This is a genomic window from Streptomyces sp. NPDC127038, from assembly GCF_042725875.1.
GTDB lineage: Bacteria > Actinomycetota > Actinomycetes > Streptomycetales > Streptomycetaceae > Streptomyces.
Genome location: NZ_JBHXDQ010000004.1, coordinates 203,572 through 218,511, shown reverse-complemented (window position 1 = coordinate 218,511; position 14,940 = coordinate 203,572). Strand labels below are relative to the sequence as shown.

Here is a 14,940-nt window from a genome sequence, read left to right as displayed (position 1 = left end):
CTTAATCCGCTGTTAACTGTGCGTAACTTGAGCGTACTTGACCGTAATCACCTGTCCGGGTTTGACTTCAGGTCCAACCCGTCGTCGACGCGAGAGCAAGCCCTTGATCTCCGACCTCCTCGCACCACTCGACCTGGCGTTCTGGAACATCGAGTCCGAGCGGCACCCGATGCACCTCGGGGCCCTCGGTGTCTTCGCCGCGCACTCGCCCGCCGCGGGCGCCCACGCCGCGGACCTGCTCGCGGCCCGCGCCGCCGCCGTCCCCGGGCTGCGCATGCGCATCCGCGACGTGTGGCAGCCCACCGCGCCGCTCGCCTTCGGCAGCGCGGCCCGCGAGCCCGCACCCGACTTCGAGCCGCTTGACCACGTCCTGCTGCACAAGCCGACCGCCGACTTCCACGCCGAGGCCGGACGGCTCATGGAGCGCCCGCTGGAGCGCGGCCGGCCGCCGTGGGAGGCGCACGTGCTGCCCGGCGAGGACGGCACGTCCTTCGCGGTGCTCTTCAAGTTCCACCACGCCCTCGCCGACGGCCTCAGGGCGCTGATGCTCGCCGCCGCCATCATGGACCCGATGGACCTGCCGGAACCCCGGCCGCGCCCCGCGGAACCGCCCCGGGGGCTCTTCCCGGACGTCCGCAAGCTGCCGGGCCTGGTCCGCGGCACCCTCTCCGACGTGGGCCGCGCCCTGGACATCGGCACCTCGGTGGCCCGCGCCACACTCGGCGCCCAGTCCTCGCCCGCCCTCACCTCCGCGCCCACCGGCACTCGGCGCACCGCGGGCGTGGTCATCGACCTGGACGAGGTCCACACCGTCCGCAAGACCGTCGGCGGCACCGTCAACGACGTTCTGATCGCCGTCGTCGCGGGCGCCCTGCGCCGCTGGCTCGACGAACGCGGCGACGGCAGCGAGGGCGTCTCCCCGCGCGCCCTGATCCCCGTCTCCCGGCGCCGGCCGCGTACCGCGCAGCCACAGGGCAACCGGCTCTCCGGCTATCTGATACGGCTTCCCGTCGACGATCCGGACCCGCTCGGCCGGCTGCGTGCCGTACGGACGGCGATGGACCGCAACAAGGACGCCGGACCCAACCGGGGCGCCGGTGCCGTCGCGCTGCTCGCCGACCACGTCCCGCCGCTCGGGCACCGGCTCGGCGGGCCCGTCGTGGGCCAGGCCGCCCGGCTGCTGTTCGACATCCTCGTCACCAGCGTCCCGCTGCCCAGCCTCGGTCTGAAACTCGGCGGCTGCCCGCTCACCGAGGTCTACCCGTTCGCCCCGCTGGCCCGCGGACAGGCCCTCGCGGTGGCCGTCTCCACCTACCGGGGAAAGGTCCACTACGGCCTGGTGGCCGACGCCGAGGCCGTGCCCGACCTCGATCTGCTGGCCCGTTCCCTGGCCGAGGAGGTGCGCGTACTGATCTCCGCCTGCACGCCATGATCACAACGGGTTTGGTGCCGCGCGCGATTGGTCCGTAAAATTCCGCCTTCGAAAGCGAGCGCGGTTTCGAACGCGGCGCACAACCCGAGGAACGGCAGCGATGACGGTGACAGAGGACGGCCGGGCGAACCCCGCCGTGGACACGACAGATGTGGCGGACGTCGCGTTCGGTCCCGGCATCGATCCGGAGCGGCTGGCGGTCTGCCTCAGCGTGCTCGACGAACTCGAGAAGATCGACGTCGACCACCCCGACGCCATCGCCGTGCGCCGCGCCACCGCCGGTGTCTACCGGACCGTGAAGCAGCGCCGCCGCCAGGAGCGCCGCGCCGCCAAGACCGCCCACGACAAGCTGGTGACCGAGTCCACCGCGACCGGTTCCGCCCAGCGCATCGACGACGAGACCGAGGGCATCCTGCCGTCGTCGGTGACGGAGGAGGGCAAGATCGCGGGCATACTCCAGCGCCCGCGCTCCTGCTACACCTGCAAGACGCGGTACGTCGAGGTCGACTACTTCTACCACCAGCTCTGCCAGGACTGCGCCGCCCTGAACCGCTCCCGCCGCGACGCCCGCACCGACCTCACGGGCAAGCGGGCGCTGCTCACCGGCGGCCGCGCCAAGATCGGCATGTACATCGCGCTGCGGCTGCTGCGGGACGGCGCGCACACCACGATCACCACGCGCTTCCCGAACGACGCGATCCGCCGCTTCAAGGCCATGGACGACTCGGCGGACTGGATCCACCGTCTGGAGGTCGTCGGCATCGACCTGCGCGACCCGGCCCAGGCCGTGGCGCTGGCCGACCGCGTCGCCGAGCAGGGCCCGCTCGACATCCTGATCAACAACGCCACGCAGACCGTGCGCCGGCTGCCCTCCGCGTACGCCGCGCTCGTCGAGAGCGAGAGCGCCCCGCTGCCGGCCGGTGAACTCCCCGCCCAGCACGTCATCGGCGCCTTCAACTCCGGCGCGGTCGACGGACTGACGGCGCTGCCCGTCGGTGTCTCCGGCCTGGAGGCGCAGAAGGTCGCCGATCTCGCCCTGGTCGCCGGCAACGCCAGCGTGGTCCGCCACCGCGAGGGCACCGCCATCGACGCGGGCGGCCTGCTCCCCGACGTCGTCGAGAGCAACACCTGGGTGCAGACCATCGAGCAGATCTCCCCGGTCGAGCTCCTCGAGACCCAGCTGTGCAACTACACGGCGCCGTTCATCCTGATCAGCAAGCTGCGGCCGCAGATGGCCGAGGCCGCCCGCACCGCGGCCAACGGACGCGCGTACGTCGTCAACGTCTCCGCGATGGAGGGCGTGTTCGGCCGCGGCTACAAGGGCGCGGGCCACCCGAACACCAACGCCGCCAAGGCCGCCATGAACATGGTGACCCGCACCAGCGCCCAGGAGATGTTCCAGACCGACGGCATCCTGATGACCTCCGTCGACACCGGCTGGATCACCGACGAGCGCCCGCACTACGACAAGCTGCGCCTGGCCGACGAGGGCTTCCACGCCCCGCTCGACCTCGTCGACGGCGCGGCCCGCGTGTACGACCCGATCGTCCGCGGCGAGCTGGGCGAGGACCTGTACGGCGTCTTCATGAAGGACTACGCGCCCGGCAAGTGGTAGCGGAGCCGCTAGGCCGTGTCCGCAAGGTCTCGCCTGCCCCTCCGGGCGGACGACGCGACTTTGCGGACACGACCTACCCTGCGGGCCTTTGTACGTCAGGGGTCCGCAGGCGCAGCCGTTCCTGCACGGCGGCGACGGGGGCGCCCGTCCAGGCCGGCCTCACCCGTGTTCCGCCGTCGACCAGCAGATCCGCGCCGGTGATCCAGCGGGCCGCGTCGGAGGCCAGCCAGACGACGGCGCGGGCGACGTCCTCCGGCCGCCCGATCCGGCCCAGCGGGAGCGAGGCGCCCAGTTCCTCCTCGGCGTCCTCCCACACGAAGCGGGCCATCTCGGTGCGGACGAGGCCGGGGGAGACCGAGTTGACCCGCACCGCAGGGGCCAGCTCCCCGGCGAGCTGCCGGGTCAGGTGGAGCAGCGCGGCCTTGCTGGTGCCGTACGCGCCGACCCGCGGGCCGACGTGCTCGGCTCCTTCCGTGCACACGTTGACCACGGCCCCACCGTGCTCGCCCATCCAGGCCCGCCAGGCGCACTGCACCAGACGCAGCGGCGCCTCGACGTTCACGGCGAACGCCTCGCGCCAGTGCTCCGGGTCGGCGTCCATGAGCGGGCCGTAGGGCTGGTTGGTGGCCGCGTTGTTGACCACGATGTCCAGCCGCCCGAACGTGCGCAGCGCCAGCCCGGTCAGCTCCGCCAGATGTTCCCCGTCGGCGACGGAGCCCGCGAGGCCGATGCCGCCGACCTGTTCGGCGGCGCTCCGCACCGCGTCCGGATCGCGCGCGCTCACGCACACCCGCACCCCCGCTCCGGCGAGCGCCTCGGCGACGGCGAGACCGATGCCGCGCGAGGCGCCGGTGACGACGGCGGCCCTGCCCTCCAGACCGTACGACGGTGTCATCCGCGTACCGTCTCATGACGGGCCGTCAGCCGACAGGCCCCGGCGACGGCCGTCAGTCCGGGGCCCCCAGGCGCGCGGAACGTTCCGCCACCAGTTCCAGCAGGGTGCGCCAGTCCTCCATGTCCCCGGCGTACAGACCGGGGACCCTGCCCGCGTCGTCCGCCTGCCGCAGGATCACCGCGTCCTCCGCCAGCGGGTCGTGCTCGAACGCCGCCGCCTCGCGCGGGGTCAGCGGACCGCCGGGAGCGGCCGGGGCCGGCGCGTCCAGCGGGGGAGGCCCGTGGACCGGCGACGTGGCCGCGAGGTAGCGCTCCGCCGTGACGTGCAGACGGACGAGGCCGGAGACCCGCTCGCCGAGGAGCGGCCGGACAGCGTCGGCGGCGTGGACGGAGTGCCCGGCGTCGTCGCCCGGCCTGAGCAGGTGCCCGATGTCGTGCACGAGTCCCGCGACCTGGAGCTCCTTGTCGCTGGGATGGCCCCGGCGCAGCAGCGCGGCGGTCTGGAGGGCGTGGTCGTGCAGATCGACCGTGCCGCCGACGGGTGGTCCCCCGTTCGGGCGAACCCGGGAGCGGCTGAGCTCCGGGGTGTCCCGGACGCCCCGGCAGGCGTGCAGCAGATCCATCAGCTCCCCGACGCTGCGCAGCTCCATGCGCCAGTCCTCCCGCGAGAAAAGCCGTTGCCGTGCGACAGCAGAGCATGGACTCCTTGCGAACCGGCCAACGGGACCTGAACTGCGTGGCGGCTTCGGAGCCGGACGCACCGACGGCCGTCGGCCGATGGTGGCGCAGTCCCGCCCGCGACCGGCCGCGACGCCCCCGCCCAGGGGCGATATTGAGCCGAATGGGTGGTCGTGAACGGGGCATCATGTTTCAAATCACCGCAGATCGCGGCCCGGTGGGTTCTGGATGACGTGTGACAGTAACCTCACGTTTTCAGCCCCATAGAGCAGGGGGCCGCTCATTTGGTTAGGCTGTAGCCCGACGGACAGACTTACTGGGGTCCACCCACACCCACGTCCGTCCCGGGACAAGCCGGTCACCACGGCCTGCTCTCACACGAGTTACCGGCGCCACCGCGTCCCTAACTGCTTCGACTCAGACCCGAGCGGGCGTCAGGCGACCCGAGAGCACCGGGCCCTAACGTCCCGAGGGTGACCCGACACATAAGGAGTGCGCGGTGACACCAGAGAAGACGAATCGAGACCACGGCCCCAAGGAACGCATGGAGCGCCGGGGTGGGTCCGACACCAAGCTCGGAAGCCTGGACGTGTGGGCCAGGTCCGCTCCGATCCGCCTCGCGGGCTACGAGGACGACCTCGCCGAGCCCCACATCCTGCCCAGCGTCGACTGACCGACGCCGGGACCCGGCGGAACCGGCGACGGCACGCGAGTGCCGGACCCGCGCCCGAGCCGAACAGGGGAAGCCGCGGCCGACGACCGGCCGCGGCTTCGGCGTGTGTGGCCCGGCCCCGCGGCCGGCCCCGGCCGGACACGCCCTCCGGCCGGAGGTGACGCTCAGTCCAGCGGCGCCGTACGCCGCCACGGGTGGAGCACTTCCAGTTGCCCGGCCACGTCGAGGAGGGCCTCCTCGGAGCCGGGCAGGCCGACGAGCTGCACGGCACGGGGCGCGCCGCCCGGCAGCCGTCCGAACGGCACCGACATCGCGGGCCAGCCGGTGAGGTTCCACGGCGGGGTCATCGGGGAGTAGTTGGTGTTGGCCAGCACATTGCGCAGCCAGCCCCGCTCGTGCCAGTCGACGGAGGCGGGGGCCCGCCGGGCCAGCGCCGGGGTGAGCAGCACGTCGTACTCCGCGAAGAACGCCGCCAGCCGTCCGCGCAGCTGCTCGCGGCGGTCCCCCTTGCGCACACCGGTGACGAAGCGGCGCCCGATGGCCGCGTGCACCCGGGTGCGCCGGGCCAGCCCGCGCGGGTCGAGGTCCTCTGCGTCGACCGCCGTGCCCGCCGTCCAGTGCGCGAGCGAGGTCGTGCTCAGCCACAGCGGATAGGGCGGGTTCGCGGTCCGTACCCGGTGGCCGGCCTCGGCCAGCAGCGCGGCCGCCTCGCGGGCCGCGTCCGTATACGGCCGGGTGACGCGGATTCCGGCCAGCGGGCTGCGGACCGAGACGGCGATCCTGTGGGTGGCGGGCTCCGCGGGCGGTGCCGGCTCGACGTCCGCGAGGAGGGCGTACATCAGCCGGGCGTCCTCGACGGTCGTGGCCAGCGGCCCGTTCTCCGACATGCCGAACCAGTCGCCGTGACCGATCCCGGCGGGGATCACCCCGTGGCCCGGCTTCAGCGTGACCAGACCGCAGTTGGCGGCGGGGATGCGCAGGGAGCCCATGCCGTCGTTGCCGAGCGCGATCGGCACCATCCCGGCCGCGACCGCGGCCGCGCTGCCGCCCGAGGAGCCGCCCGCCGTACGGGACAGGTCCCAGGGGTTGCGCGCGCTGCCGTACACGCCCTCCGTGGTGCCGAAGACGCAGAGTTCGGGCACGTTCGTCAGGCCCACCACGACGGCGCCCGCCGCGCGCAGCCGGGCCACGGTGACGTGGTCCGCGGCGGCGGGCGTGTCCGGGGTCGCGGCCGAACCGTTGCGGGTCGACTCGCCGCGTACCGCGAGGTTGTCCTTCACCGCCACCGGCACCCCCGCGAGGGGGAGCCGGCCGAGGTCCCGGCCGGCCACCTCGTCGGCCTCCGCGAGGGCGGCTTCGGCGCGGACCGTGCGGAAGGCGCCGACGCGCCCGTCGAGGCGTTCGATCCGCGCGAGGTGCTCGGCCACCACCTCGCGGGGGGTGACCTTCTTCTCGCGTACGGCTGCGGCGATCTCGGTGGCGGTCCGGCCGGCCCAGGTGGTCACGGGCACTCCTCACTCGTGTCGTACTGGCGAGTAGTTACGGGGAGCACTCTGCCCGCAGCCGGGGCGTCACGTCGAGAGTCCACGACCCGGGACCTTCGGAGTGCACCCGTCGGACGTGCCGGAAAGCGGATCAAGGAGTGCACGACGCTGTACGCGGGCCGGCGGGGGAGAGATCCTCGGGACGACGCCGACTCGGACGCCCGCTCCGACGCCGGTGCCGACCTCGCCGACCCGAAGGAGAACCCGTATGACGGACGCTCAGGAACGCCACGGCCTCGGGGAGCCGGTGACCGGGGAGGCTTCCGGGACCGGCGGCCGCGAGCGAGTCCTCGGTGCCCGTGGCGTCCCCGTCAGCGCGCTGTCCTTCGGCGCCGCCGGCATCGGCAACCTGTACACGGAGGTCACCGAGGAGCAGGCGTACGAGGCGGTCGCCGCCGCCTGGACCAGCGGCATCCGCTACTTCGACACCGCCCCGCACTACGGCCTCGGCCTCTCCGAAAGACGCCTGGGCGCGGCCCTGCGCGGGCTGCCCCGGGAGCGGTACACCGTGTCGACCAAGGTGGGCCGTGTCCTGGAGCCCGTGGACACCGGCGGCGACGACCTCGCCGACGGGTTCGCGGTTCCCGCCACGCACCGCCGCGTCTGGGACTTCAGCGCCGACGGCGTACGACGGAGCCTGGACGCCAGCCTGGAGCGGCTCGGCCTCGACCACGTGGACGTCGTCTACCTCCACGACCCCGACGACCACGCCGAACAGGCGTTCCGCGAGGGCTTTCCCGCGCTGGCGGAGCTGCGCTCGCAGGGAGTGGTCGGCGCCGTCGGCGTGGGCATGAACCAGGCACCGATGCTGACCAGGTTCGTCCGCGAGACCGATGTCGACGTGGTGCTGTGCGCGGGCCGCTACACCCTCCTGGACCAGGGCGCCCTCACCGGTCTGCTGCCCGCCGCCCGGGACCGGGGCGTCGCGGTCGTCGTCGGCGGCGCCTTCAACTCCGGTCTGCTGGCCGACCCGAGGCCCGGGGCGACGTACGACTACGCCGTGGCGCCGGGCGGTCTGCTGGACCGCGCCCTGCGTCTGAAGGAGATCGCGGACCGTCACGGCACCAGCCTGCGGGCCGCCGCCCTGGCCTTCCCGGCCGCGCATCCGGCCGTCGTCAGCGTGCTGGCCGGGGCCCGCTCGGCCGCCGAGGTCCGCGACTGCGCCGAGCGGTTCGCCGAGCCGGTTCCCCCGGACTTCTGGCGGGAACTGCGCGCGGAGGGACTGCTCCCCGCCGCGGCCCCCGTCCCCGCCTGACCGTCACGGGCGCGGAGCCCGTCACCGGCGCGGAGCCCTTTGCCGGGCCGCGCCCTCCAGCCGGGTCGGCGGGAGGAAGTCGCGCACATAGGTCCGGTGCCAGCACGCGCCCGTCTCGCGCAGCTCGCTCCAGGTCGTGTACCGGTAGCGGAAGAGACGGGCGCGGACGTAGCGGGGCGGCGCGTCGGCGGGGAACGGGCAGCGGCGCAGCAGCCGCAGCGTGTCCCGGTCGTTCTCCAGCAGCCGTTCCACGAGGCCGGAGAACCAGGTGCCGGCGTATCCGGGGGAGAGCGCCACGAACCACATCAGCCAGTCGAGCCGCAGATGGTACGGAGCGAACTGGCGCGGCCAGTGCCGTGGATCACCGGGCTTGCCCCGGAACTCGTACTCCCGCCAGTCGGCGTCCTCGCGCGGCACCTCCTCCGCCGTGCCCTCGACGACCACCTCGTGGCGCATCCTGCTGACGCTGCCGAACGCCCCATAGGTGTTGACCAGACGCAGCGGGTCGAAGGAGCGGTTCATGATCTGCCGCCGTGAGACCAGGTTGCGCGCCGGACGGTAGCCGAGCGCCAGCAGCCCCGCGGCCACCACCAGCACGACCACCTCGTACCAGAGCGGCGCGGGCGAGGTCCGCGGCGCGGTGCCGGGGAGTTCGGTCACGCTCAGGGCGAGCACGATCGTCGTCCAGTTCAGCCAGGCGAAGTTGCCCGACAGCACCAGCCACAGCTGGGTCAGGATCATCAGCGAGGCGGCGGCCGTCGCGATCGGCCGCGGGGTGAACAGCAGCACGGGAAGCACGAGTTGGGTGAAGTGGTTCGCGGCGGCCTCGACGCGGTGCAGGGGCCCGGGCAGACGGTGGAAGAACCAGCTGAGGGGGCCCGGCATCGGCTGGGTCTCGTGGTGGTAGTAGAGGCAGGTCAGCTTCCGCCAGCAGGCGTCGCCCCGCATCTTGATCAGCCCCGCCCCGAACTCCACCCGGAACAGCACCCAGCGCAGCAGGAACAGCACGACGACCGGTGGCGCCACCTCGTCGTTGCCGAGGAACACCGCGAGGAAGCCCACCTCCAGGAGCAGCGACTCCCAGCCGAACGCGTACCAGGTCTGGCCGACGTTGACGACCGACAGGTACAGCGCCCACGGCACGAGCCACAGCAGCATGGCGCCCCACAGCGGCAGCAGCCCGTCCAGCCCGCCGGCCAGCGCCGCCGACACCGCGCAGCCCGTCCAGCACCAGGCGGCGAAGAACCGGTCCGAGTAGTGCCAGTGGAACACGCTCGGCGCCTCCCGGAACCTGACCCGCTGCACGAAGCGGGGCACGGGCAGCATCCCGCGCTCCCCGGTCAGCGCACGGAACTGGAGGGCCGCGCCCAGGAACGCGACCAGATACAGCACGGCGAGACCCCGCTGGAAGACCAGCCGGCCCATCCAGTAGCCGGGTGCGACGAACCACTCCATGGCACGGGCTCCTCTCCCCACCATTGTGACGCTGGGTGACCGGTTTCCGCTTGCGTGCGCCAAGAGGGTGACGCAGAGAATGAGGCACCAACTGCCCGGCACGAACGGGAGAGACGTGGTGCACATACCCACCAGGACCTTTTCCGCGGCCTGCGCGCTCGCGGCCGCGCTCCTCGTCGTCGCGGGCTGTGACGGCGGTGGCGGGGGCACGGCGCCCAACGGATCCACCGGCGGCGAGGTGCTCCTTCAGCCCCTCGCCGACCGGGGGCCCGACCCCTTCACGGGACCCACCGACACCACCCCCGCGACCCGGCCGCCCGTCACCCGAACGCCGCAACCCTCGGCCACCGGCAGCGAGGGGGTCCGCTCCGTCTCGGGCGGCACGCCGGGCCTGTACGGCGGCACCCTCAACAACGGCAGCTGCGACGTCGGCAGGCAGATCCGCTACCTCGCCGCCGACCGGGCCAGGGCCCGCGTCTTCGCCGAACTCTCCGGCATCGCCCCGGCGTCCGTCCCGGACTATCTGCGCCAGCTGACCCCGGTCGTCCTGCGCGCCGACACCGGGGTCACGGACCACGGATTCGCCGCCGGACAGGCGACCGGCTTCCAGGCCGTGCTCCAGGCCGGTACGGCCGTCCTCGTCGACGACCGGGGCGTCCCCCGGGTCCGCTGCGCCTGCGGCAACCCGCTGGGCCGGCCCACGGTCATCGACGGGAACCCGGACACCCGGGGCAGGCCCTGGAGCGGATACCGGCCCGCCGAGGTCGTCATCGTGACCCCGGCGCCCGACGTCATCAGCGACATCACGATCGTCGACGTCGGCGACAGCACCTGGATCGAGCGGCCGGTCGGGTACGAGGGCCACCGCCACGACCACACCGTGCCGCCGCCCCGGGGAGCGAGCCCCGAGCCACCCGGCCCGGCTCCCTCCGAGCGGCCCTCCGCCGACGCCACGCCGGGCGGCCGGAGTCCGTCCCCGTCCGCCTCCGACTGCCTCACGCCGACCGCGACGGTGACCCCGTCCCCGACGCGGACCGTGACCCCGACGCCGGGCGACGGCGAGGGCACCCCCGGGGAGAGCGCGGGGCCCGGCACCGCGCCCACGGCCGCGCCGACGGACGGGGCCGCCATGGACGTGGCCGCACCGGCCCGCCCCGCCCGCCCGAGCGCCGAGCCCTCGCACTGCCCCGAGGCCACCGTCACGGCGTCGCCGAAGACCGGACCCGGGACCGGCCCGGCTCCCTCGGGCGGCACCACGGTCCCGCCCGGCGACCCGGCCGACCCCGGCCGGTCCGGCTCCCCGGACCCGGGGGTCCCCTCCGACGAGCCGGGCACGCCGACCGAGGACGCCGCCCCGGACAGCCCCGACGCTCCCGACGGCGGGCTGATCCCGGACGACCCGACCGGACCCGACAGCGTCTTCGACGTCTCCGCCGATCCCCCCGGGACGTGAAACGCCCGCCCGTCCGGGGCCCGGAAGCGGGCTTCCCAGAAGTCGAACAATCGGGCAAATGCTGGCATGGTGGCCCCATGGTTGATCGGGGAGCGAGCGCCCTGTCACTCCCGGACGACTGGCCCGCCCACCCGGATCCGATCCTGGCGCTCAACCGCATGGGCAGCTTCGACTGGGACCTGGACACCGGTCTGATGCAGATGGACGCCCAGGCCCACGAGGTCTTCGACGTGCGCCCGGACGAGTACGACGGGCGCCCGTCGACCCTGTCCATGCGGGTCCCGCCGGCCGAGTCGCGCCGGCTCGACACGATGGTCTCCCACGCCCTGAAGGACGGCAGCGAGAACTACGGCGCCTACTTCCGCATCCGCCGCCGCGACGGCGTCCTGCGCTGGACCCACACCCAGGGCTACATCCGCCGCGACGAGAACGGCAGACCCCGCCGCATCATCGGCATCGTGCGCGACGCCACCGCGGAGCTCGACGAGAGCGTGGCGCGCCGTGAACAGGCCGCCCGGCACGAGGTACGGCGCCAGCAGACCAGCGTCGTCCAGCTGACCACGGCCGCCCTGGCCCACGCCGTCACCGTCCAGGACGTCATCGACGTGCTCCAGGACACCCACGGCCTCACCCACCTCGGGGCGGCCAGCCTCGTCATGGGCCTGGTGGAGGCCGGCCGCATCCGCATGGTCGCCACCGGCCCCGAGGCCAGCTACGTCCCCGGCACCCGGGTCACGCGCCTGGACGCCCAGTACCCGATGAACGAGGTCGTACGGACCCTCGCACCGCACTTCATCGAGTCGCCCGAGGAGTTCGCCGAGTCGTACCCCCTGCTGTGGCCCAACATCACCGGGCTGAAGATCACCTCGGCGGCGTATCTGCCGCTCATCGTGCAGGCCCGCCCCATCGGCGCGATCGGCCTGCTCTACAACGACCGGCACGGCTTCTCGGAGGACGAGCGCAACGTCCTCGTCGCGCTCGGCAGCAGCATCGCCCAGAGCCTTCAGCGGGCCATGTTCTTCGAGCAGGAGAAGGACCTCGCCCAGGGCCTCCAGCAGGCGATGCTCCCGCGCTCCATCCCCAGCGTGAGCGGAGCCGACATCGCCGTCCGCTACCGCTCCGCCTCGCTCGGCCGCGACATCGGCGGCGACTGGTACGACCTGATCCCGCTGCCCGGCGGCCGCGTCGGCGCCGTGATCGGCGACGTCCAGGGCCACGACACCCACGCGGCGGCCGTGATGGGCCAGCTGCGCATCGTGCTGCGCGCCTACGCGGCCGAGGGGCACACCCCGGCCACCGTGATGGCCCGCGCCTCCGTCTTCCTCCACGAACTCGACACCGACCGCTTCGCGACCTGCCTGTACGCGGAGATCGACCTGTCCACCGGGGTGACCCAGCTGGTCCGGGCCGGACACATCGACCCGCTCGTGCGGTACACCGACCGGACCTGCCGGCGGCTGCCCGTCGAAGGCGGTCTGCCGCTCGGGCTGTCCGCCGAGTTCGGACGCCTCGAATACCCGGTCGCCACCGTCGAACTCGACCCCGGCGAGACGCTGCTGCTGTGCACCGACGGGCTCGTCGAGGAGCCCGGCGTGGACCTCGACGAGGGCATGCACACGCTCAGGGAACGCATCCGCGTCGGCCCGGACGACGTGAGCGACCTCGCCGACGTCCTCATCGACATGGCCGAGGCCCGCGGCGGCGACGACGACGTGGCCCTGCTGCTCCTGCGCCGCCACGGCCTGATCGACCAGCGCTCGGGCGGACGCCTCCAGCAGCACGTGGCCCCCGGCGACCCGGAGGCGCTCAGCGAGGCCCGGCACATGATCCGGGCCGCCGTCCGGGCGTGGGGAGCCCGTGACCGGGCCGACGAGATCGAGCTGGTCGCCGACGAGCTGATCACCAACGCCCTGATGCACACCGAGGGATCGGCGATCGTCACCCTGCGCGTCCTGGCCGGATCCGACCGCAGACTGCGGGTCGAGGTCGAGGACTCCTCCAGCGCGCTGCCGCGCCGCCGCGAGGCGGGCGAGTCCGGCGTCTCGGGCCGGGGGCTGCTGCTCGTCGACCGGCTCACCGACGTCTGGGGCGTCGAGGCGCGCGGCGGCGGCAAGGTCGTGTGGTGCGAGTTCATGGTCGGCGAACGGAACTGAACCCGGGTGCCGGTGCCGGTGCCGTGTCGTGTCGTTCCGTGCCGTCCGGTGCCGAGCCGGTCCCGGGTGGCGTCCGGTGCCGGATGGCACCCTGGAGACATGCCGGAACTGCCCGAGGTCGAAGCGCTCAAGGAATTCCTGGCCGGTCGTCTCGTCGGCCGCCGGATCGTGCGCGTGCTGCCCGTCGCCGTCAGTGTCCTGAAGACGTACGACCCTCCCGTCTCGGCCCTGGAGGGGCGCGAGGTCACGGCCGTCCGCCGGTTCGGCAAGTTCCTCGACCTCGCGACGGACGGCCCGCACCTCGTGACCCATCTGGCCCGGGCGGGCTGGCTGCACTGGAGGGACACGCTCCCCGACGGCATGCCCCGGCCGGGCAAGGGGCCGCTCGCGCTGCGTGTCGCGCTGGAGACCGGCGAGGGCTTCGACCTCACGGAGGCTGGCACCCAGAAACGGCTCGCCGTGTACGTCGTCGAGGACCCGGAGCTCGTTCCGGGTGTGGCCCGGCTCGGTCCCGACCCGCTCGCCGACGACTTCGACGAGCCGCGGTTCGCCGGACTGCTCCAGGGCGAGCGGCGCCGGCTCAAGGGCGCGCTCCGCGACCAGGGCCTGATCGCGGGCGTGGGCAACGCCTACAGCGACGAGATCCTGCACGCCGCCAGGATGTCCCCCTTCAAGATCGCCTCCTCGCTGACCCCCGAGGAGACCCGGCGGCTGTACGAGGCGCTGCGCGGCACGCTCACCGAGGCGGTGGAGCGCTCCCACGGGCTGGCCGCCGGACGGCTGAAGGCGGAGAAGAAGACCGGTCTGCGGGTGCACGGGAGGACGGGGGAGGCGTGCCCGGTGTGCGGCGACACCATCCGTGAAGTCTCCTTCAGCGATTCCTCGTTGCAGTACTGCCCCACCTGCCAGACGGGCGGGAAGCCGCTGGCGGACCGGAGGATGTCCCGGCTGCTCAAGTAGGCGGACCCGGCACGCGGACCCGGCACGCGGACCCGACGGGCCCGCCGGACGGGCCTGTACGGCTTCCGGACGGTGAAGCGGGCCGGAATCAGGGCGAGTTGAGCGTCACGAGGTGCTCGCCGTCCGCCGTGCGCACCTCGAACCGGCGGATCTCTTCGGGTCGCATCGACGAGCCGCCCTGCATGGTGAGGGTGTCCTCGTGGTGCGCGGGTTCCATCCAGCTGGTCACCGACTGCTCCGAGCCGTCCTTGCCGATGGCGATCAGCTCGCAGGAGCGTGGACCCTTGAGGTCCTTGACCGCGACCTCGATCTCGCTGCCCGACAGCCGTTCCCGGGTCGTCACCTGGGCCCAGACGCCGGTCTCCGCGTCGGTCCTGGCCATCTGGCTCGACGGGGGGTCGGCCGCGGCGACCGTGCCCGAAGGCGAGTCGTGGCCGGCGGCGGAGAGGGCGATCGCGGACCCGCCCGCGGTGAGCACCACCGAGGCGGCCAGGGCGAACAGGAAGCGCCGGCGCCCGGCCCGGTTGCGGGTGCTGACCTCGCCGAGCAGCCGGTCGAGCAGTCGCGGCCCGGGGGCGGCGAAGGGGTGCACGCTGCGCGGTGTCGACTGCCGGTACAGCATCAACTGCCGTGTGGCGGGCCGGTACTCGCTGACGAACGCCGTGCACTGAGCGCATTCCACGAGGTGGTCCTCGAAGCGGAAGGCTTCCGCCTCGCCGAGCACGCCGAGCGCATAGGCGCCGACGTCGCCATGCCGTTCAAGGGACCTCATACCGGATACCGAATCCTCGTGGCGTTGATGCGGACTGTGAGTGGTGTTGCTGTTGC

At 73.2% G+C, this 14,940-nt stretch carries 12 protein-coding genes; 7 read left to right on the top strand and 5 right to left on the bottom strand.

Features of this window, described 5'->3' with window-relative positions; genetic code table 11:
- The first annotated feature begins 103 nt into the window (after positions 1 to 103).
- Both ACFWI4_RS05025 and ACFWI4_RS05020 read left to right on the top strand, forming a co-directional pair.
- A complete protein-coding gene (locus ACFWI4_RS05025; RefSeq protein ID WP_387191091.1) occupies positions 104 to 1,432 on the top strand; it encodes a wax ester/triacylglycerol synthase family O-acyltransferase in 1,329 nt (442 codons plus the stop codon).
- A gap of 100 nt (positions 1,433 to 1,532) precedes the next feature.
- Positions 1,533 to 3,047 carry an SDR family NAD(P)-dependent oxidoreductase gene (locus ACFWI4_RS05020; protein WP_387191089.1) on the top strand — a complete coding sequence of 505 codons (1,515 nt, stop codon included), beginning with the start codon at positions 1,533 to 1,535 and terminating at the stop codon, positions 3,045 to 3,047.
- A gap of 73 nt (positions 3,048 to 3,120) precedes the next feature.
- On the opposite strand, the gene ACFWI4_RS05015 is transcribed toward ACFWI4_RS05020, so the two are convergent.
- Complete coding sequence (locus ACFWI4_RS05015; RefSeq protein ID WP_387191087.1) at positions 3,121 to 3,942, bottom strand: SDR family oxidoreductase; 822 nt, start codon at positions 3,940 to 3,942, stop codon at positions 3,121 to 3,123.
- Between the two features lie 52 nt (positions 3,943 to 3,994).
- Positions 3,995 to 4,591: an HD domain-containing protein gene (locus tag ACFWI4_RS05010; RefSeq protein ID WP_387191085.1), complete on the bottom strand. Its 597-nt coding sequence runs from the start codon at positions 4,589 to 4,591 to the stop codon at positions 3,995 to 3,997.
- A 527-nt stretch (positions 4,592 to 5,118) separates the two neighbouring features.
- On the opposite strand from ACFWI4_RS05010, the gene ACFWI4_RS05005 reads away from it, so the two are divergent.
- The gene (locus tag ACFWI4_RS05005) at positions 5,119 to 5,292 is read left to right on the top strand and encodes a hypothetical protein (protein ID WP_385403331.1); all 174 of its coding nucleotides are present in this window, start codon (positions 5,119 to 5,121) and stop codon (positions 5,290 to 5,292) included.
- Positions 5,293 to 5,456: 164 nt separating this feature from the next.
- Here ACFWI4_RS05005 and ACFWI4_RS05000 read toward each other — a convergent pair whose 3' ends face one another.
- A complete protein-coding gene (locus ACFWI4_RS05000) occupies positions 5,457 to 6,797 on the bottom strand; it encodes an amidase (protein ID WP_387191083.1) in 1,341 nt (446 codons plus the stop codon).
- Between the two features lie 247 nt (positions 6,798 to 7,044).
- On the opposite strand from ACFWI4_RS05000, the gene ACFWI4_RS04995 reads away from it, so the two are divergent.
- Positions 7,045 to 8,091 carry an aldo/keto reductase gene (locus ACFWI4_RS04995; RefSeq protein ID WP_387191081.1) on the top strand — a complete coding sequence of 349 codons (1,047 nt, stop codon included), beginning with the start codon at positions 7,045 to 7,047 and terminating at the stop codon, positions 8,089 to 8,091.
- A gap of 21 nt (positions 8,092 to 8,112) precedes the next feature.
- On the opposite strand, the gene ACFWI4_RS04990 is transcribed toward ACFWI4_RS04995, so the two are convergent.
- Entirely contained in the window at positions 8,113 to 9,546 is a 1,434-nt protein-coding gene (locus ACFWI4_RS04990) for a lipase maturation factor family protein (RefSeq protein ID WP_387191079.1), read from the bottom strand.
- Positions 9,547 to 9,625: 79 nt separating this feature from the next.
- On the opposite strand from ACFWI4_RS04990, the gene ACFWI4_RS04985 reads away from it, so the two are divergent.
- The 3 genes from ACFWI4_RS04985 (at position 9,626) to ACFWI4_RS04975 (ending at position 14,112) form a co-directional block, all read left to right on the top strand.
- Positions 9,626 to 10,999 carry a DUF6777 domain-containing protein gene (locus ACFWI4_RS04985; protein ID WP_387191077.1) on the top strand — a complete coding sequence of 458 codons (1,374 nt, stop codon included), beginning with the start codon at positions 9,626 to 9,628 and terminating at the stop codon, positions 10,997 to 10,999.
- 77 nt (positions 11,000 to 11,076) lie between these two features.
- The gene (locus ACFWI4_RS04980; protein WP_387191075.1) at positions 11,077 to 13,152 is read left to right on the top strand and encodes a SpoIIE family protein phosphatase; all 2,076 of its coding nucleotides are present in this window, start codon (positions 11,077 to 11,079) and stop codon (positions 13,150 to 13,152) included.
- Between the two features lie 99 nt (positions 13,153 to 13,251).
- Complete coding sequence (locus ACFWI4_RS04975; protein ID WP_387191073.1) at positions 13,252 to 14,112, top strand: Fpg/Nei family DNA glycosylase; 861 nt, start codon at positions 13,252 to 13,254, stop codon at positions 14,110 to 14,112.
- Positions 14,113 to 14,200: 88 nt separating this feature from the next.
- Here ACFWI4_RS04975 and ACFWI4_RS04970 read toward each other — a convergent pair whose 3' ends face one another.
- Entirely contained in the window at positions 14,201 to 14,884 is a 684-nt protein-coding gene (locus tag ACFWI4_RS04970; RefSeq protein ID WP_387191071.1) for a zf-HC2 domain-containing protein, read from the bottom strand.
- Between the last annotated feature and the right edge of the window lie 56 nt (positions 14,885 to 14,940).

What these genes read in the sequence shown, in the direction of transcription:
- ACFWI4_RS04990 (WP_387191079.1), bottom strand. Translation starts at nt 9,546, where the DNA reads ATGGAGTGGTTCGTCGCACCCGGCTACTGGATGGGCCGGCTGGTCTTC.
- ACFWI4_RS05020 (WP_387191089.1), top strand. Translation starts at nt 1,533, where the DNA reads ATGACGGTGACAGAGGACGGCCGGGCGAACCCCGCCGTGGACACGACA.
- ACFWI4_RS04985 (WP_387191077.1), top strand. Translation starts at nt 9,626, where the DNA reads ATGAGGCACCAACTGCCCGGCACGAACGGGAGAGACGTGGTGCACATA.
- ACFWI4_RS05010 (WP_387191085.1), bottom strand. Translation starts at nt 4,591, where the DNA reads ATGGAGCTGCGCAGCGTCGGGGAGCTGATGGATCTGCTGCACGCCTGC.
- ACFWI4_RS04980 (WP_387191075.1), top strand. Translation starts at nt 11,077, where the DNA reads ATGGTTGATCGGGGAGCGAGCGCCCTGTCACTCCCGGACGACTGGCCC.
- ACFWI4_RS05015 (WP_387191087.1), bottom strand. Translation starts at nt 3,942, where the DNA reads ATGACACCGTCGTACGGTCTGGAGGGCAGGGCCGCCGTCGTCACCGGC.
- ACFWI4_RS04975 (WP_387191073.1), top strand. Translation starts at nt 13,252, where the DNA reads ATGCCGGAACTGCCCGAGGTCGAAGCGCTCAAGGAATTCCTGGCCGGT.
- ACFWI4_RS04995 (WP_387191081.1), top strand. Translation starts at nt 7,045, where the DNA reads ATGACGGACGCTCAGGAACGCCACGGCCTCGGGGAGCCGGTGACCGGG.
- ACFWI4_RS04970 (WP_387191071.1), bottom strand. Translation starts at nt 14,884, where the DNA reads ATGAGGTCCCTTGAACGGCATGGCGACGTCGGCGCCTATGCGCTCGGC.